Annotated in this window: 15 protein-coding genes and 1 pseudogene; 11 read left to right on the top strand and 5 right to left on the bottom strand. The window is 51.2% G+C overall.

All coding sequences use genetic code 11. The features are described from left to right. Positions 1–86: 86 nt before the first annotated feature. The 5 genes from NDQ72_05635 (at position 87) to NDQ72_05655 (ending at position 8,207) form a co-directional block, all read left to right on the top strand. Positions 87–932 (top strand): fructosamine kinase family protein, encoded by an 846-nt coding sequence (locus tag NDQ72_05635; GenBank protein ID WKD29432.1) that lies wholly within the window; start codon positions 87–89, stop codon positions 930–932. A 379-nt stretch (positions 933–1,311) separates the two neighbouring features. Further along, a complete protein-coding gene (locus tag NDQ72_05640; protein WKD29433.1) occupies positions 1,312–2,781 on the top strand; it encodes a TolC family outer membrane protein in 1,470 nt (489 codons plus the stop codon). Between the two features lie 91 nt (positions 2,782–2,872). Next, the gene (locus NDQ72_05645) at positions 2,873–4,141 is read left to right on the top strand and encodes an efflux RND transporter periplasmic adaptor subunit (GenBank protein ID WKD29434.1); all 1,269 of its coding nucleotides are present in this window, start codon (positions 2,873–2,875) and stop codon (positions 4,139–4,141) included. Continuing rightward, on the top strand, positions 4,141–7,332 hold the full coding sequence (locus NDQ72_05650) for an efflux RND transporter permease subunit (GenBank protein WKD29435.1): 3,192 nt from the start codon (positions 4,141–4,143) through the stop codon (positions 7,330–7,332). The genes NDQ72_05645 and NDQ72_05650 overlap by 1 nt, the downstream gene beginning before the upstream one ends. 200 nt (positions 7,333–7,532) lie before the next feature. Next, positions 7,533–8,207 (top strand): hypothetical protein, encoded by a 675-nt coding sequence (locus tag NDQ72_05655; GenBank protein WKD30354.1) that lies wholly within the window; start codon positions 7,533–7,535, stop codon positions 8,205–8,207. Between the two features lie 26 nt (positions 8,208–8,233). On the opposite strand, the gene NDQ72_05660 is transcribed toward NDQ72_05655, so the two are convergent. Further along, positions 8,234–9,166: an alpha/beta hydrolase gene (locus NDQ72_05660; protein WKD29436.1), complete on the bottom strand. Its 933-nt coding sequence runs from the start codon at positions 9,164–9,166 to the stop codon at positions 8,234–8,236. 62 nt (positions 9,167–9,228) lie between these two features. After that, the gene (locus NDQ72_05665; protein ID WKD29437.1) at positions 9,229–9,840 is read right to left on the bottom strand and encodes a TetR family transcriptional regulator; all 612 of its coding nucleotides are present in this window, start codon (positions 9,838–9,840) and stop codon (positions 9,229–9,231) included. 207 nt (positions 9,841–10,047) lie between these two features. Here NDQ72_05665 and NDQ72_05670 point away from each other — a divergent pair, with 207 nt between their 5' ends. Next, a complete protein-coding gene (locus NDQ72_05670) occupies positions 10,048–11,079 on the top strand; it encodes a succinylglutamate desuccinylase/aspartoacylase family protein (protein WKD29438.1) in 1,032 nt (343 codons plus the stop codon). A 71-nt stretch (positions 11,080–11,150) separates the two neighbouring features. Here NDQ72_05670 and NDQ72_05675 read toward each other — a convergent pair whose 3' ends face one another. Both NDQ72_05675 and NDQ72_05680 read right to left on the bottom strand, forming a co-directional pair. After that, a complete protein-coding gene (locus NDQ72_05675; protein WKD29439.1) occupies positions 11,151–12,563 on the bottom strand; it encodes an ATP-binding protein in 1,413 nt (470 codons plus the stop codon). Then, entirely contained in the window at positions 12,560–13,222 is a 663-nt protein-coding gene (locus tag NDQ72_05680; GenBank protein WKD29440.1) for a response regulator transcription factor, read from the bottom strand. The genes NDQ72_05675 and NDQ72_05680 overlap by 4 nt, the downstream gene beginning before the upstream one ends. 242 nt (positions 13,223–13,464) lie before the next feature. On the opposite strand from NDQ72_05680, the gene NDQ72_05685 reads away from it, so the two are divergent. From NDQ72_05685 to NDQ72_05705, 5 genes and pseudogenes are all read left to right on the top strand, one after another. Next, positions 13,465–13,842, top strand: a complete 378-nt coding sequence (locus tag NDQ72_05685) for a diacylglycerol kinase (GenBank protein ID WKD29441.1) — start codon at positions 13,465–13,467, stop codon at positions 13,840–13,842. Next, entirely contained in the window at positions 13,824–14,510 is a 687-nt protein-coding gene (locus NDQ72_05690) for a phosphatase PAP2 family protein (protein ID WKD29442.1), read from the top strand. The genes NDQ72_05685 and NDQ72_05690 overlap by 19 nt, the downstream gene beginning before the upstream one ends. Before the next feature lie 24 nt (positions 14,511–14,534). Continuing rightward, a complete protein-coding gene (locus tag NDQ72_05695) occupies positions 14,535–16,202 on the top strand; it encodes a phosphoethanolamine--lipid A transferase (protein ID WKD29443.1) in 1,668 nt (555 codons plus the stop codon). Positions 16,203–16,277: 75 nt separating this feature from the next. Beyond that, on the top strand, positions 16,278–16,646 hold the full coding sequence (locus NDQ72_05700) for a hypothetical protein (protein ID WKD29444.1): 369 nt from the start codon (positions 16,278–16,280) through the stop codon (positions 16,644–16,646). A 19-nt stretch (positions 16,647–16,665) separates the two neighbouring features. Then, positions 16,666–16,770: pseudogene (locus NDQ72_05705) on the top strand (catalase). A gap of 69 nt (positions 16,771–16,839) precedes the next feature. On the opposite strand, the gene dusA reads toward NDQ72_05705, so the two are convergent. After that, positions 16,840–17,868: a tRNA dihydrouridine(20/20a) synthase DusA gene (dusA, locus tag NDQ72_05710; protein WKD29445.1), complete on the bottom strand. Its 1,029-nt coding sequence runs from the start codon at positions 17,866–17,868 to the stop codon at positions 16,840–16,842. Positions 17,869–17,925 lie beyond the last annotated feature (57 nt).

A 17,925-nucleotide genomic window follows, 5' to 3' on the forward strand; every position in this document is an offset into this window, starting at 1 on the left:
TGCGGATTGCCTAGAAAGATATTGCTTTGCCTTGTACCGTTTAAGGAGAGATACGGAGAGTACACGCGCCTTGAGCGGAGAGAGTCATGGATGCCATTTTGCGCGATCTGCTGGATACGCTGGGATTAATCCCCACTGATAAGCTTCAGCCACTCAGTGGTGGTGATATAGCGGCTGTTTACGCCTTGACGACCCGCCAAGGGCAAGTCGTTATCAAACACGACGATTCCGCGCGGTTGCTTGGCGAAGCAGAAGGGCTTCGCGCGCTCAAAGGGGCGGGCACTTCATTAGTGATACCTGAGGTGCTGGGAGAGTCGCTGGGGTGGCTGGTGATAGAGTCACTCGATACCCAACCCGCAAATACCCAAAGTAGCGTCGCTTTAGGCGAAGGGCTGCGTGAGTTGCATGGTGTGATAGGTGATGCCCATGGCTGGCATCAGGACAATGCGTGTGGGCGTACGCCCCAACCCAACCCCCCACTGGCAGATGGCCGTGCGTTTCAGCGCGAACGGCGTCTACTGCCTCTTACTCAAGCTTGTTATCAGCAGGGCCTGCTGGATGGCACGTTGCGCCGCCGTGTTGAACACCAAGCAGAGCAACTAGAAACATGGCTGCCAGATTCGTCTGCCAGCCTTATTCATGGTGACCTATGGTCGGGCAATGTGCTGACAACCACTAGAGGACCGGCACTGATCGACCCTGCTGTTTACCGCCATTATCCCGATGTTGATTTGGCCATGCTGACCCTGTTTGGATCGCCTGACGCACCTTTTTTTGATGCTTACTGGAACGGCGATAAGCCAATCGACTGGCCAAGACGCGAAGCCCTGTTTCAGCTTTATCCATTGCTTAACCATCTGCTGTTATTTGGTTCAGGGTATCGCAGTGCCGTTGAACGCTGCGTGGCAGTGTTGGAAGCTTTTGAGAGTTAATGGGGCAGCGTTTGGCGGAGCAATAGTGGTGATGGTGCTGATTTTCTCGCTTTATTAGCTAGCTGTTTGGATTGCCAATCACTGCCGCATGTTGTTGAGAGACTCAAGCGCTCACTTTAATTAGCGTTTTATTACATTAGCTGTAACATGGTTCACTTAAGATTCGAGTGGGTAAAGGAGCGCTAAAAAGCTGCAAGCTCATGGAGCTTTGGACTAAGGTAATAGAGAGTCTTGTGTAGTGCGGTTATCTATACGTGACGCTGTTCATATATTTAGGTTAAGTTCAAGCCTAGCATACATACATGAATGTAACTATAATGCCACCTTTCAGAATGGCTATCATTATCGCCACCCTACGTTGACACCTAGAGGCAATCCCATGCGACTGGCACACTGGGCAGTCAATGCCCCTTTTCGTCCCCTGCTATTAGCAGTGCTGACATCTTCTTTCGTCCTGCCCGCTCAAGCGGCAGATTTAGTCAATATCACTCGCGATGCGCTTAATAACAACGCTGCCTTGGCCTCTGCACGTGCTGAATTTTCAAGTGTTGAAGCGGCAAGCGATGTGGCAAGTGGCGCGCTGTTGCCTCAGGTAAATGCCTCCGGCAATGTCGTCCATAACCAGCAGTACGAAAGCCAGTCCTCCTCTAGAGTGGGGCAGAGCGCTGGTGCCGGTTCTAATGCGGCGGGTGTCAGCGATGATCGCTACAACACCGCGTCATTAACACTTGAGGCGACCCAGGCACTCTTCAATGCTGTCACACGTGAGGAAGTGAATCAGGCTGAACGTCAGATTGATCAACAAGTGTACTTATTGGCCGCCACTGAGCAGCAGTTGCTGATTGATGTCGCGAGCGCTTATTTCGATATTTTGCGTGCCCACGAAGTGCTCGAGGCGCGTTTAGCTCAAGAACGTGCGATTGGCCGCCAGCTTGAGCAGGCTCGAGAGCAGTTTGAAGTAGGTCTCATTGCTATCACTGAAGTAGAGGAAGCACGGGCGAGCTTTGATCAATCCCGCGCTGATCGCATAGCAGCAGAGAGTAATCTTCAGGTGGCATTTGAGGTGCTTGAACAACTGACGGGGCAGCGTTACGCCAGTATCGACGCGCTGGGCGACAGTATGCCGATTGCTCTGCCAACTCCCACGGATCGTAACTATTGGGTAGAGCAAGCCATTGAGCGTAACCCGCAGGTATTAGCGCAGCAGGCAGGCATTGAGCTTTCCCGCGTAGGCGTCGAACTGGCGCGTGCCGGGCGTATGCCGACTGTTCAGGCATTTGCTAACTACCAGTACTCGGATAGCGATAGTGATTTGGTAAGTGGCTACAACACGTCAAGCCAAGTGGGCGTCTCGGCGAACTTACCTATTTATACCGGTGGCAGCACCAGCGCCCGTATTCGCCAAGGTACCTTCCAGCTTGAAAGTAGCCAATACGACTTTGAGTCCCAACGCCGCACTACTATCCAACAAGTGCGTTCGCTCTATACCCAGGTTAGCAACAACGTCGATACCGTTGAGGCTCGTCAGCAGGCCATCGTCTCTAACCGTAGTGCTTTAGAAGCTACCCGTGCCGGTTATGAAGTAGGCACACGTAATATCGTGGACGTGTTGAATGCTGAACAAAGCCTCTATAACGCTATCGCCAACTATGCCGAAGCGCGTTATGACTATGTGGTCAATTTGCTCTCACTGCGTCAGCAGGCGGGCCTGTTAGACGTTGAGGCGATTGAAGAAGTCAATGCGTGGCTAACGGGAGATGAGGTGAACTTCACTCTGCCTGAGGGTGGCGACCCCGACGCCTACCAGCGGGCTATGGATATTGGCGCTCCACCCACGCCGGGTGCGTAAGCTAGCGAGTTGTTAGTTTTCTAACACTTTAACCAACCACTTGCTGTGCTGCTATCCGTCAATGTTGCAAAGATTAATGGGAAACCAACGTATGAAGAAAACGATTCACTCAGGTAGAGCGAGTGTAGTGACGCTGATAGCTGCATTGGCGCTAGCCGCATGCGGCCAGGAGCAGCCTCAGCAACAGCAGGCTGGGCAGCAGGAAGCTCCGCCCCACGCAGTAGAAGTAGTTGAAATAGCCCGCCAGGATATTCCTCTGAATAAATCCTACCCATCACTGCTGCGCAGCGACAGTGAAGTCACGCTTGTGGCACGGGTGAACGGGTTTCTTGAAGAGCGTCACTTTGAGCCAGGGCAACTGGTAGAGCAGGGGGATCGGCTCTATACCATCGAGCCAGATCTCTACCAAGCTACCGTTAACCAACGTGAGGCTGACTTGCAAAGTGCGCGTGCTGAACTGGCTCGTGCCCAGCGTGATGCGCAGCGTTTCGAGCAGTTGCTAAGCCAAAACTCGGTCAGTCGCCAGCAGTATGACCAAGCACTAGCTGACCAGCGCGTTGCCCAAGCAAGTGTCGCCCAAGCAGACGCTGCGTTAACCAGTGCTAACCTTGATTTAGGCTATTCAAACGTCACCGCACCTGTGTCTGGCATGATCAGTTTAAGCCAGGTCAACGTTGGTAATTTGGTAACACCAGGAACTGAGTTAGCCACTATTACGCCGCTTGATCCTCTTGAAGTACGTTTTCAGCTACCTCAGCGAGATGCTTTTGAGTTGCGTCGACAGCTGGGCGAGAGTGGTAACGCATCAGACATTAGCGCGCGTTTGAGTGTGCCAGGACAGTATGGTGACGACAGCGCTGAGCTGGAAGGACGTTTGAACTTCCTGGGTTCTCGTGTGGATAGCGGCACCAGTACGGTGCAGGCGTCAGCAACGTTCGCAAACCCTGATGGCGCGGTATTGCCTGGTCAGTTTGTACGGGTTCGTGTTGAAGGCTTGAAGCGTTTTGATGTACTGGCCGTACCAGAAATTGCCGTTACTCAAGGGTTAATGGGACCGCGGGTCTTTATTGTCGATGATGAAAATAAAGCGCGCGAGCGCACAGTTCAACTCGGCGAAGTGGCTGGCCCATGGCAAATCATTCATGATGGCCTTACTGCTGGAGAGCGTGTCATCGTAGGCGACCCCGCTGGCCTGGAGCCAGGAATGCTAATTGACCCCCAGCCATTTGAAGGTAACGCTGCCGATATCGTCGCAGAAGCTGAGCAGCAAGACGCCCAGCAAGAAACCGCGCAGGCAGAAGCAATGCAGGGTGGGGCGGCTGACGCACAGCCCGCAGAAGGGGAAGAGGGCGCGCAATAATGAACTTTTCCAACTTCTTTATCAGCCGACCGATTTTCGCCACCGTTTTGGCGATTATCTTGACGCTGGTAGGTACGATGGCGATGCGAATACTGCCGATAGAGCAGTATCCCAGCGTTGTACCTCCCACCGTGTCCGTTCAGGCTCAGTTCCCCGGGGCGGATGCTGAGACGGTTGCGCAAACCGTCGCGGCACCGCTTGCTGAGGCCATCAATGGTGTTGAGGACATGCTATATATGACCTCAAACAGCGCTGATAATGGTCTTATGAGCCTGAGTGTTGCGTTTAACATTGGCACTGATGGTGATATCAACACCATCAATGTCAATAACCGAGTGCAGGGCGCGCTTTCGCAGCTACCTGAGGCGGTTCAGTCTCAAGGGGTGACGGTTGAGTTACGCTCTGACTCTATTTTGATGCTTGTTGCCTTGACGTCTCCTAGCGGTGACTACAACAAAATCTACATGCAAAACTACGCCACGCTGAATATCTTGGATGAGCTACGCCAAGTGCCAGGCGTCGGCAATGCCGAAGTGTTAGGCGGCGGTGAGTTTGCGATGCGGGTGTGGATGGACCCTGACAAGCTGGCTCAGTATGACCTCACGCCCAGTGAGGTAGCTAGCGCTATTCGCGCGCAGAATACCGAAATTCCCGCAGGTAACTTAGCGGCAACACCGCAAAGCGAACCGCGTGCTTATACCTATACGATTACCGCCGGTGGGCGCTTATCGGGAACCGATGATTTCCGTAATATTTACCTGCGTACGAATCCTGACGGCTCTTCACTGCGCCTTGCGGACGTAGCACGTATTGAACTAGGCGCTTCGTTCTATGGTGTTGATGCACGCTTAAACGGCGCCACAATGACGCCGATCATCATCAACCAGCAGCCGGGTGCAAACGCACTGGAAACCGCTGAAGCAGTGCGGGCCACGATGGAAGAACTATCGGGGCGTTTTCCACCCGGGCTTGACTATGTAACGCCTTATGACACCACGCTCTTTATCGATGCTTCGGTAGAAACCGTTCTGCATACGTTTATTGAAGCGTTCCTGATCGTTATCGTGATTCTGTTCATCTTCTTGCAGAACTGGCGCTTTACGGTCATTGCCATGTCGGTCGTGCCGGTCTCGGTTATCGGTACCTTTGCTGGTTTTTACTTGTTTGGTTTCTCTATTAACCTGTTAACGCTGTTTGCCTTGGTGCTGTCGATAGGCATCGTGGTGGATGATGCGATTCTAGTGGTGGAGAACGTTGAGCGGGTATTGAGCGAAGAGGACGATATTACGGTTCGTGACGCCACGATCCGCGCGATGAAAGAGGTGGGTGGCCCGGTTATTGCCACCTCGCTGATTATGGCGGCGGTGTTTGTACCCGTGGCGTTCCTGGGCGGTTTTACCGGCCAGATTTATCAGCAGTTTGCGATTACCGTGGCAATATCGGTGGCGCTATCGGCGCTGATGGCACTGACGTTCACTCCTGCGCTGTCGGCCATCTTCATCAAGCATGACCTGCATAAAACGAAACAGTCCGCGTTTAAGCGTGCCATTACCACACCGCTGCGCCTGTTTGACCGCCTCTTCGCTGGCTTTACCGCCGTTTATATGTGGTTTGTGAAAAAGCTGGTGCGTTTCTGGGTGTTGGCGCTAGCGCTGACTGTGGCAGTGGGGGCCGGTTCTTACTGGCTCTATGCAAATACGCCTTCCACACTGGTGCCGGAAACTGACCAAGGTATCGTGCTGGTTAGCGTTTCATTGCCCGATGCTGCGTCGCTTAGCCGAACCCAAGCCTATATGAATGAGCTTAGCTCTCAGATAGAAGCCATTCCGGGCGTTGAGTACTCCTCTGCTGTGGCGGGATACGACATTCTGTCGAGTGCGGTCAATACTGCACGGGGCATTATGTTTATCAATATGAAAACCTGGGCAGAACGTGACTTAACGGCTAATGAGTTGGTTGGCCGTATTATGCAGTTAGGGGCGAGTATTGATGGTGGTTCGGCGATGGCGTTTAACGTACCGCCGATCATGGGGCTTTCAACCACGGGTGGTTTCACCGGTTATTTGCAATCTTTTGAAGGCGCGTCACCTCGTGAGTTGTATCAAGCGTCATTGCAAATTATGCAGGCCGCTAACCAGCATCCTGCATTAAGCCGCGTTTTTACAACGTTTAACGTCAATGTGCCGTCTTACCGTGCGGAAATAGATCAGCAAAAAGCGCTGAGCTATGGGGTCGCCCTTGAGAATATCAACTCGGCGCTAGCCAATACCTTCGGTAATGGTTTTGTTAACTTCTTTAGCTACCAAAACCGTAACTTCCAGGTCTATTTACAGAATGAAGATAAATTCCGTAAAACGCCCGATGATGTAAGTAGCGTTTATGTACGTGGTGGCAATGGTGAGCGCATTCCTCTTTCTGAGTTTGTAACGCTCGAACGCCAAACGGGTCCGTCTGTGGTTTCTCGCTTCGGTGTTTATGCGGGGGCTCAGTTCCAGGGTAATCCAGCGCCAGGCTACAGCTCTACACAGGCTATTGCGGCGATGGAGGAAGTGGTTCAGGAAACATTGGGCCAAAACTGGGGAATGGGCTGGACGGGGACTGCCTACCAAGAGTCTAACCTTGGCAATACTGCTTTACTTGCCATTGTGTTTGGTATTTTGATGGTGTTCTTGATACTGGCGGCACAGTATGAGAGTTGGTCGCTACCACTGGCGGTACTTACCGCCACGCCGTTTGCCTTTTTGGGCGGCGTGGGTGGTATTGCGTTGCGTGGTCTGGATACCAGTGTCTATGTCCAGATTGGTATGCTGGTGGTGGTTGGCTTGGCCGCTAAGAACGCGATCCTTATCGTTGAGTTTGCCGAGTTGCAGCGCAAAGAGCATGGTAAATCGATTCGTGAAGCAGCGATTACCGCCGCGGAGCTTCGTTTCCGTCCTATCGTTATGACCTCACTTGCCTTTATCTTTGGTACCTTGCCATTGGCACTGGCTTCTGGCGCGAGCGATGTGAGCAGCCACCACATAGGTACCACCGTTGCGGTCGGTATGGCGTCTGTTGCCGTGCTGGGAAGCCTGTTTATTCCAAGCTTCTACGCAATGATTGCCACGGTGTCTGATTGGCTCTATCGGAAACGCCACCCTGACCGGGATGGTAACAACGAGTCGACAGCGCTAGGTCACGACCAAGCGTAACGCTGTTTAGCGATTGGCTAGCGGGCACCATGTTTTCATGGTGCCCGTTTTTTTTACAAACTTGATCAAGAGCAATTAGAGAACCGCATAAACGCGTAAGGTGGTCTACGCTAAAAGAGACCCTGTTTTTAGCTTGTGCTAATAAATATAACGTCAAGCGAAAACATCACCAGGCTTTGTCTGGAGGAGAACACGCCATGATGCAATCACTTGTTTCCGCTTTACTGCAATTTCCAACGATTGTCTTTACCTTCTTGTTGGCTTTGATAGCGCTCTACTGGCTGCTGGTGTTAATCAGACTTGCGCCGCTGGAGTTATTTGAGCGCGATAGCCTGCGCGACGATCATATGGCCAGCACACTGGTGTCTTTAGGCTTTGCAGGTGTGCCTGCTACGCTTGCGTTAAGTGTTTTGGTGCTTTTCGCGGGTGCCATTTCGCTGGCTATTGAGCTACTAGCCCTCCGCTGGTTATCGCTGGGTATGTTGAGGGTGCCTGTCGGCGTGCTCGTGCTGTGGATCTCATTTGCAGTGGCATCGCCGATTGCGGCAGCCGTGTGCCATTCATTACAACGCGCGCTTCATCGCTATCAGCCATTCAATCGCCGCTGTTTATTGGGCGCTACGGTCGTTGTCTCAGAACGCCAAAATGATGAATACGCATCTGCTCAGCTGGAAAATGAACCCAGCAGCGCCGTCAAATTGCATTGCAAAGCGGGGGACTGCCCGCAAGCTGGCGAGCGCCGAGTGCTTGTGAAATATCTTGCCAACGAAGGCGCGTACCGCAGTGTGCTAGAGCAACAGTATCTTGATACGCGCGTCCGCGTGAATAAGCTGCGCTTGCACCGCAAGCACCATTCAAACGGCTATTCCACCTAGCAGGTGTTGTTTAGCCCAAGTATTGTCTAGCCAAATAGGCGTCGCCACTGCTTAACGAGCCACTGGCCAACAGGGTGCGAAGTGGCGGTGACGCTTGTTGGTTTGCTACGGGGGAAGGCGCTGAGTGGTGTGTCGAGAAACTGACGGAGCGGTGTTACTTGCTCGGGTTGATTCAGCATAGGAGCATGGCCACAGCCTGGGGCGGTGAAAGTGACTAAGCCGGGTTGCACCTCTTTCATGCGTGGCAGCGTTTCGGCATCCAGTAACGTTGATTCGGCACCTCGAATTACCATCACAGGGCAGTCAATATTTTCCCAATCTGCCCATGTGTCTCGCGGTGTGTCATGGATGAATTGCTCGCCAATACGAGGGTCGAAGTGATAGGTCCAGCTACCATCAGGGAGGCGTCGTGCGCTTCCCAATGCCAGTGCTCGCCATTCATCATCGGTGGTAATTCCAAAGCTTGCGTAGTGCTGTGTCAGCTCTTTTTGTAGGTCTACAAAGCTCGTAAAGCGGTGGGTTAGGCTGAAATAACTGGAGAGCGCGATTAGGCCGTCTTTATTCAACTCAGGCCCAACATCGTTCAGAATAAGCCTAGAAATCCGATGTTGATGTGTTTTGTCAGCAGCCAGCAGCATGCCTAATAGCCCGCCCATGGAAGTGCCCAGCCAGTCGACCTGCTTTAATTGAAAATGATCTAGCACGCCTATCGCCACGGTCATGTAGTGGCTGTAGAGATAATCGTGGGCAGGAAACAGTGACCAGCTGGAAAGGCCACGACCAGGTGTATCTGGTGCAAGAATGCGCCATTCGCTGCCCAGCTGATGGGCTAGGGCTTCGAAATCACCGCCGTGGCGCGCAAGACCATGCCATGCTATCAGCGTGCGGGGTGCGTTGGGATTCCAAATGCGCACAGCGATATCAAGCTCGCGGATACGAACAAATTCAAGAGCATCCATAAAATTATCCTATGCTGACAATTTGCTCAGTATAGGTGTATTGCTGCATTGCAGCGAGATGGTTAACGCTTCATCATGGTGATTAATGTATCGATGAGTTCACCGCCGCGTTCGCACAACGAAAAAGACTCTGGATTTCGCAACCAATCATGAAATAAGCCCCCCAGTGCCGCTTGCATAAGCCGCGTTGCCACCTCAGGGGTTAAATCATCGCGTAGCAATTGCTGCTGTTGGGCCAATTGAAATACCGACAGCATTTCATCAAAACACTCGTCTGCGATCTCGTCTTGCATTTGAATCGGGTTAATATCGCTAAAGAATTCACAGCGGTGTAAAAGAATCGATAAAATTCGCTGATGGGATGGCTGTTCCATGCGGTTTAAGCCGGCATAGCAGGCAAGTTGTATAGCCGTTAGTGGTGAGATGGTCGGGTCGGCGTTATTTACCTCTTCCATTAGCGACTGGAAGGGCATACGCACACGCTCCACTAGCGCCATAAAAAGGTCGCCTTTATTTTTAAAATGCCAATAAACAGCACCGCGCGTCAGGTCGGCGTGACGAGCAATTTGCTCCAGCGATGTGCGAGCTACGCCTTTTGCGAAAAACACCTCTTCAGCCGCATCCAACAGCGCCTCGCGAGTTGCAGCAGCCTCCGCTTTGGTTTTTCTTGCCATATAAAAACGTAACCTCAGTAATTGACACGTGATAAGCCCATTTTATCTTATGTGCATCAATTTTTACATTCAAAACTGTATGGTTAATTGCTTTAGCTCATAACGTGGATTAACAAATTCGTCATTTGCCAGTAAAAAGCGTATAAGATTTATTTAGAAACGCTGTTTTGAAACGAAACCGTTATTGTACGCTATAGGACTCTCAGCATGGCGCGAGCACCTTTTACCCTGGCTGGGCGCACTGTAATGCCTGGCCAACGCTTACAAATTGATGTGCCTGTGGCACGCCTGTATACCCACACGCAGCTGCATATTCCGGTCGAAGTCGTGCATGGGCGTAAAGATGGCCCAGTCATGCTGGTATGCGGTGGAATTCATGGCGATGAAATTAATGGAGTTGAAATTGTTCGTCGCCTGCTGCGTTCCAAAGCAATCAATAGCTTGCGTGGCACGTTAATTGCTGTACCCGTCGTCAATGTTTTCGGTTTTTTACAGCAAACGCGCTATTTGCCAGATCGCCGCGATTTGAACCGCTGTTTTCCGGGCAGTGAAAAGGGCTCGTTAGGTGGGCGTATTGCGGCGCTATTTCGCGATGAAATTGTCGATCACGCCACGCATATTATCGACTTGCATACGGGTGCTATTCATCGCACCAATCTTCCGCAAATTCGTGCTCAGCTACAGCCAGGCAGTGAAACTGAGCGCATGGCCGATGCGTTTGGTGCTCCCGTGGTGCTTAATGCAGAGCTTCGCGAAGGTAGCTTACGCCACTATGCTCAGAACCGTGGTATTCCGGTGCTTACTTATGAAGCTGGTGAGGCGCTACGTTTTGATGAGTGGGCAATTGCCCCCGGCGTGCGTGGCGTACTACGCGTGATGCGCCGTTTAGGTATGCTGACCGGCGAGCAGCGTCGCCGCTCGCCAATGCCTGCTGAACTTGCCAATGGCTCCAGCTGGGCGAGGGCGCCTATTGATGGCATTTTGCGCCCCAAGGTGCGTCTGGGCGCTCGGGTAGCAAAAGGCGAGGTGCTCGGTAAAGTGGCAGACCCCTTCGGCAATGATGAAGGTGAAGTGCTCTCTATGGCCGACGGTATTGTTATTGGTATGAGCCGCTTGCCACTAGCAAACGAAGGTGAAGCGCTTTATCACATCGCCCGCTTTGATGAAATTGAAGAAGCTGAGACGGCGATTGAGAATTTTCAATCAAGCCTGACGCCTCAGCCTGATGCGATGTATTGATACTCGGCTTTAGTGCGTGGTACGTATTGCTTAGTGTTTGGAGTTGGTGACAATCACTATGTTGAAGCTAATTAACTATCTTGATGTTGGTTTTGCTCCCACGTCACACTTGCCGCTAGTCCGTTGGGTGTGCGATTACTAAGTGTAAGGCGCGCTTTTTGGCGCTGAGCCAACTCCGAAACAATCGATAAACCCAATCCGCTACCAGTGGTACCTTGGCCAGCAGCGCGCCTAAAACGCTCAGTGACTTTATTCAAAAGTGCTTCGGGGAGTCCTGGGCCCGTGTCTCTCACTGTGAGTTGAGGCAACCCCTCCCAAAGCGCTAATTCTACTTCCACTTGACCGCCTTGCGGGGTATAGCGCAGGGCGTTATCCAGCAGGTTGCGGAAGAGAATTCCCACCTCAATTTCGTCGGCGCAAACCTCCAGGTGGGTTAAGCCTATTAGCCTCAAGTGCTGATTGCGCTCTTCAGCGAGTGGCCACAGCTCGGCTACCAATTCGGCAATAATCGGATAGAGGTCGATAGTGGCCGATGAGATTGTGGTCACTTGGTCCAATCGAGCCAAAATAAGCAGTTGTTCTACCACCCGCTGAAGCCGTTCAACCCCGACATAAGCCTTTTGTAATGATTGCTCTCCGCCTGCCTGCGCATTATCTAAGTGGATTCTCAACGCTGCTAACGGCGTGCGTAACTCATGGGCTGCATCTGCAGTGAAGCGCCGCTCGCGCTCTAAGGTTTCTTTCAACCGGGCGATAAAGTCGTTTAGCGATTGGCGTAATCCATAAAGCTCTTGAGGAACCGAATTATCAATTTTACGCAGGTCGTGGGCAGAGCGGCCTTGTACCTGGCTGGAAAGCGCTTGGATGGGCGCAATGCCACGTTGGATAATGCGACTCATCAGCCAAAGCAGGAGTGGCAGCAACAGCAGCATTGGCAACAAATTGTTCCAGGTAATGCGCTCCACCACTGCATCATGAAACGAGCCTCGCAGCCCCATGCTGATCCAGATATCGCTGGCAACATCGAACATGCTGAAAACCCGCCAACGATGGCCATCGTAGTTTTCCCAGCGAAAACCCTCTTCTAAAGGCGCGGGGAAAGGGCCTGCATCACTCCATTTGCCCCCTAGCAGCCTGGGTGAGCCATCGGCATTCCAAAAACCCAGGACTAATTTAAGCTCTTCCTCGTGGTAAAGCTTAGGGCTTGATTCAGAGCGACTCACGGGCACTGCGTTACCGTCGCGATATAGCTGAGCTGGATGTTCAGGAAGGCCCATACGTGAAGCCAGACGAGCATAGTCGTCAATGGTTGCGTTGGGATCGAGCTGGCCAGCCACAATCCGGCTATGCAGACTGAGCTGTGTATCGAGAATCTCCTCTAGCTCGTGATCGGTAATTAAATAAGCCGCGGTAACCGCAACACCCCCGGCGACAACCATGGCAATGGCTAGCGTGCGAAGCAGATAATGCCGTATCGATCTCATTGCGCCTGGCTATCCAGCCGGTAGCCAATCCCACGCACGTTAATAATCAGATGCTTTTCAAGTTTTTTACGCAGATGATGAATGTGAACCTCCACCGTATTGGACTCCACTTCTTCGCCCCAGCCGTAAAGCAAACTTTCTAAACGAGGGCGAGATAGCACCCTGTCCGAGTGTCTAGCTAGCTCTAGCAATAGGGCATACTCGCGTCGGCCCAATTTTACGTCTTTGTCCCGCCAGCTCACTGTATGGCGAGCTTCATCAATGCTCAGTGCACCCAGCGTTAATATTTGCGAGGCACGCCCCTCAGCGCGCCGCATTACGACCCGCAAACGGGCGAGTAGCTCCTGCAAGTTAAATGGCTTGAGCACATAGTCATCCGCTCCCGCATCTAAACCGCCAATGCGGTCTTCCATCGCATCGCGAGCCGTCAAAATCAAAATAGGTAGAGTAGACTGCTGTCGGAGTAAATGCAGTACCTGCATACCGTCCATATCGGGCAGGCCAAGATCCAAAATAATCACACTGAAGGTCTCGCTGTCGATAGCGCTGATTGCCTCGCGGCCAAGCATAAACCAATCGACCGTGTAGCCCTCACGCTCTAGCGCCGTCTTAATGCCATCCCCAAGCAAGGGGTCATCTTCTATTAGCAGTGCGCGCATGCTGATCCCCTCAATCGACAAGCTGCTATCTTCGCTACCAAAACTTAAGCTTTTCTTAAATACGGTAACTTACTTTTCAAATAGCACACTTATCTGAATTCAGCCAGTGAGCCAACCAATACAGTGGGTAACACCACTCAGTGATGGGTGTTTATGTTCTAGCGTCTGAATTAACAGCATAACTGTTCGTTAAGTTTTGCACTTTATAGTGACGCTACCATTACGTTATCGAGTGTGCTGTCTTGCCTATTTCAACTACATCAAAGCGCAATGGTGCGGGTGTTAAACGCATCTTTCGCGCCTCTATAAATGCAGTGTCGGGGTTAAAATCTTGCTGGGTAAATGAATCTGCCTTTAGACAAGAGGTGATGCTCTGTCTCGTTCTCTACCCTTTTATATTTTTTGTTAATGCCAGCTCTGTAGAAAAAGCGTTGCTGTTTTCTTCACTCACCCTTGTGGTGATAGTGGAACTCATTAACTCCGCCATAGAAAGCACAATTGACCGTATCGGACTAGAAAATAACGAACTTAGCGGGCGTGCTAAAGACATGGGAGCTGCCGCCGTCATGATGACCATTTTTATGATGATGGGTGTATGGCTATGCGTGCTGATCAACTAAATGTTATCAAGCCTGTAGCATCCGTATGGATTTTATTTTTAATCGCTATGTCGGTTTTTGATAGTTTAAACATAGACTTCACGATAACTGATTTTGTATATCACCTTCAAGGTAATGCTTGGGCATGGAAAGATACCTATCTTACCCAAGATATTCTTCATGAAGGCGGTAAATGGCTAAGCTTGGCTATGGGATTAGCCACACTCCTACTATTGATACTAAGCACCACGGTTACTTGTCTTAAAGCATATCGAACGCCGCTATTTTATCTTTTTTCCGCAACGCTTCTTTCAGCACTACTTGTAGCAACTATTAAACACCTGGTGAGCATGGAATGCCCCTGGGATTTAGTTCGCTATGGTGGAGCGCGTGACTTTATTGGTTTGTTCCACATGCGGCCTTCCTCAATGCCAGCGTCCGCCTGCTTTCCCGCCGGGCATGCCAGCGCAGGATACACGTGGATAGCCAGCTACTTCTTTTTTGCCGCCATACGGCCCCAATGGCGATGGGCAGGGCTCGCACTGGGTTTAGGGCTTGGCCTTACGTTTGGAATCACTCAGCAGTTTCGTGGGGCGCACTTTCTCTCCCATGACCTCTGGACCGTCATGATTTGTTGGACCGTAAGTTTTGTTCTTTCAAGGTTCTTATTACGCCCCAGTGTTCATTAATCTTTTCATACAGAGATTCTTTCGATGCCCTCTTTGCTATCATTGCCTTCAAAAACCGTTGACACCGTTTGGCATTATCGTCCCGCATTAAGCACGGAGCAGCTTGTCTTATGGGCCGTTGTCATATTCAGTGTTTTTTACAATGTCCCTTTTTGGCAACAAGCCTTTGCTGGCTATGACCTTTTTGTCGCCAAGACGTGGCTAACCTTTGCCAATATGTTTTTGGTGATGACCTGCCTTAACTATTTGGTCTTCGTTAGCCTTGCTTTGCGAACGCTGGTAAAATCCTTGTTAACCTTGCTATTTCTAATTGCCGCCTTCGTCAGTTACTTTACCAGTTACTACGGCACCTATTTTGATACCTCCATGCTAGAAAATGTCCTTCAAACGGACACTAACGAAGCACAGGAACTGCTCACAGTTGGTTTGCTGATTCATTTGGCGATCTTTTTTGGCTTGCCTACTATCATGATTTGGCGAGTCAAAATAACACCTTCAACCTGGCAGAAAGCAATATTACGTCGCTCGGCTTATTGCCTTGCCAGCACTGCTATATTGCTATTAGCGATCTTCTTATCTTATCAAGAATTGTCGTCGCTCATGCGCAACAATAAAGAGCTTCGCTACTTGGTGACCCCGGGTAATTATATTGTTTCGATGGCGCAGGCTCTTTCCAGCCAACACGCTACCGCGAATACGGTGCGTTCTCCTGTGGGGGAGGACGCCCGTATCAGTTCGCAAGTGGGCGACAAACCTAGACTACTCGTCATTGTGGTGGGCGAAACGTTACGGGCGTCGAACTGGGGGCTAAATGGTTATGAACGCCAAACCACACCTAAACTTGCCCTGCAGCCTGACGTTATCAATTTTTCAGATGTTTCCTCATGCGGTACAAGCACAGCAGTCTCATTACCCTGCATGTTTTCATTACCAGGACGCGCCGATTACGCTAAATCTTATGCTCAGCAACATGAATCCTTGCTGGATGTATTGGCCCACGCTGGTTTAGAGGTCACCTGGCTTGATAACCAGTCAGGCTGTAAAGGCGTCTGCGAGGGAGTGACGACAAAAGCGCTTGCGCCAGAGGACTATGCATCTTTGTGCCAAGATGGGCGATGCTTGGATGAGGCGCTGGTTCAAGCTTTAACCACGCAAATTAGTGGTACCTCAACTGATCAGGTGGTCGTGTTGCACCAGTTAGGCAACCATGGCCCCAGCTATTACCAACGCTACCCTGATGACTACGAACGTTTTGTTCCCGCTTGTACTACCGCTGATTTAGCCAAGTGTTCAAGAGATGCCATTACCAACAGCTACGACAATGCCATTCTATATACCGACACTGTGTTGGATCAGGTGATTGAGACGCTAAAACATCAGGATGAATACGCAACAGCGATGGTCTATCTCTCTGATCATGGTGAATCACTGGGCGAAAAAGGGCTTTATTTGCACGGTATTCCCTACGCCATTGCCCCCGACGAACAGACGCATGTGCCTATGGTTTGGTGGCTGTCCAGCTCATTTTCACAGCAGCAAGGGCTTGATACGGGCTGCCTACGACAAATCTCTGATCAAGCCGCCTCGCACGATAACTTATTTCACAGCGTACTGGGTTTGCTTGACATAACAACGGACGTTTATCAGCAGGCAGAAGATATTAGCCAACTGTGCCAGAGCCGTGTCAATTAATGAATGTTTAAGTGATCGTTAAGTATTACATGGCAAGCTGTTTTTCACTCTGCTCAACTATTCTGGTGTGTGCACATGGCTTTATTGCATCTATTGGACTCTAACCAAGGTTTTTGGAGACCATTTCTACCTAAGAAAATAGCAACAGGGGAGGTCTTGGTAGGTGGTGTCAATACATCTATTAATTCTGCTAAATGGCTTTCCTTTAGAGTCAGTGTTGTTTTAATTGCTTTGCTAGCGACTCTGCTGTGGTTAATGGGAATAGAAAAAATCGAGATCATTATTGCCATATTCAGTATAACGTCGAATGGTATGTCACAGTTACTTGAACGCTATGGTTCTTTCAATGTATTGAAAATGGTTGAAAATAACTTGATAGATGCTTTAGACGCATTAGGAGCTGCTGGGGTTGGAACATTAATAATTTTATATTTATTGGGTTAGCGCGATTAATATGTGTGATGATGCCAAAAAATACCGCATCAACCCCTTCGATTTAACCCAGGTCTGGTCCTATAAAGATTACCCATTAATCGACGTTGGTAAGCTGACGCTCGACCGCAATCCCATGGTGGCGTTTTACGCCTAGCGTGCCTAAGCCGCTAGGCGTCGTCTAAACATGCAGTCCGCAACCGAGCTAGGTCGCGGGTTGTAGTGCTTCCTGGGTCTCTGTTTCGGGTTCGCGAACCAAGCTAAGCGCCTCATCGAAAAGGCGCAGGCCCGCGTCCTCTTTATGCGCGTGCTCAGACAGGTGACGACGGAAGCGTCTGCCACCGGGACAGCCCTGAAATAACCCCAGCAAATGGCGGGTAATATGATTCAGCTTGGCCCCTTCATCTAACCGCTGCTGAATATACGGGCGAAATGCGTTAGCCGCTTCCAAGCGCGTGCGCGCAGGCCCCGCTTCACCAAACAGCTGCTCATCGACCCCGGCGAGTAGCCACGGGTTCTGATACGCCTCGCGACCCACCATCACACTGTCTACGTGCTCAAGCTGTGCTTTGCACTCGGCAAGGGTTTTGATCCCCCCATTAATACCGATATGCAGCTCTGGATGGCTCTGTTTCAGACGGTGTACGCGGGGATAGTTTAGCGGCGGTACATCACGGTTCTGCTTAGGCGACAAACCCTGTAGCCACGCCTTGCGTGCGTGAACGGTAAAGACGTTGCAACCAGCATTCGCTACGATCTCAATAAACCGCGCCAAGTCAGCATCTTCATCCTGATCGTCAATCCCGATACGGCACTTCACCGTGACCGGAATCGACACTGCCGCCTGCATAGCTTCCACTGCCGCCGCCACTTTTTCAGGGTAGCCCATCAAGCAAGCACCAATCATATTGTTCTGCACCCGGTCGCTGGGGCAGCCGACATTCAGATTGACCTCGTCGTACCCCCACGCCTCGGCAATGGCCGCGCACTCGGCCAGCTCTCCCGCATCGCTGCCACCCAGCTGCAACGCAATCGGATGCTCTACATCGCTATAGCCCAAAAAGCGTTCACGGGGCGTTCCATGCAAAATGGCACCGGTGGTCACCATCTCGGTATACAGCAATGTCCGCTTGGTTAACCTGCGTGCAAATGCGCGGTAATCGCGGGTTGTCCAATCCATCATGGGTGCCACAGAAAACAGACGGGCAGCGTCTGCTGGGCTTGCTTTAGTCATATCAATCACTTGCATCATTCGATGCGGTATAAGCCAGTCGTGGTTGCTTAACAGCGG

Origin of the sequence: Halomonas sp. KG2 (assembly GCA_030440445.1) — a bacterium.
Taxonomy (GTDB): domain Bacteria; phylum Pseudomonadota; class Gammaproteobacteria; order Pseudomonadales; family Halomonadaceae; genus Vreelandella.

Excerpts from the sequence above, each read along its gene's own strand:
- NDQ72_05635 (WKD29432.1), top strand. The coding sequence starts at position 87 with ATGGATGCCATTTTGCGCGATCTGCTGGATACGCTGGGATTAATCCCC.
- NDQ72_05640 (WKD29433.1), top strand. The coding sequence starts at position 1,312 with ATGCGACTGGCACACTGGGCAGTCAATGCCCCTTTTCGTCCCCTGCTA.
- NDQ72_05645 (WKD29434.1), top strand. The coding sequence starts at position 2,873 with ATGAAGAAAACGATTCACTCAGGTAGAGCGAGTGTAGTGACGCTGATA.
- NDQ72_05650 (WKD29435.1), top strand. The coding sequence starts at position 4,141 with ATGAACTTTTCCAACTTCTTTATCAGCCGACCGATTTTCGCCACCGTT.
- NDQ72_05655 (WKD30354.1), top strand. The coding sequence starts at position 7,533 with ATGCAATCACTTGTTTCCGCTTTACTGCAATTTCCAACGATTGTCTTT.
- NDQ72_05660 (WKD29436.1), bottom strand. The coding sequence starts at position 9,166 with ATGGATGCTCTTGAATTTGTTCGTATCCGCGAGCTTGATATCGCTGTG.
- NDQ72_05665 (WKD29437.1), bottom strand. The coding sequence starts at position 9,840 with ATGGCAAGAAAAACCAAAGCGGAGGCTGCTGCAACTCGCGAGGCGCTG.
- NDQ72_05670 (WKD29438.1), top strand. The coding sequence starts at position 10,048 with ATGGCGCGAGCACCTTTTACCCTGGCTGGGCGCACTGTAATGCCTGGC.
- NDQ72_05675 (WKD29439.1), bottom strand. The coding sequence starts at position 12,563 with ATGAGATCGATACGGCATTATCTGCTTCGCACGCTAGCCATTGCCATG.
- NDQ72_05680 (WKD29440.1), bottom strand. The coding sequence starts at position 13,222 with ATGCGCGCACTGCTAATAGAAGATGACCCCTTGCTTGGGGATGGCATT.
- NDQ72_05690 (WKD29442.1), top strand. The coding sequence starts at position 13,824 with ATGCGTGCTGATCAACTAAATGTTATCAAGCCTGTAGCATCCGTATGG.
- NDQ72_05695 (WKD29443.1), top strand. The coding sequence starts at position 14,535 with ATGCCCTCTTTGCTATCATTGCCTTCAAAAACCGTTGACACCGTTTGG.
- NDQ72_05700 (WKD29444.1), top strand. The coding sequence starts at position 16,278 with ATGGCTTTATTGCATCTATTGGACTCTAACCAAGGTTTTTGGAGACCA.
- dusA (WKD29445.1), bottom strand. The coding sequence starts at position 17,868 with ATGACTAAAGCAAGCCCAGCAGACGCTGCCCGTCTGTTTTCTGTGGCA.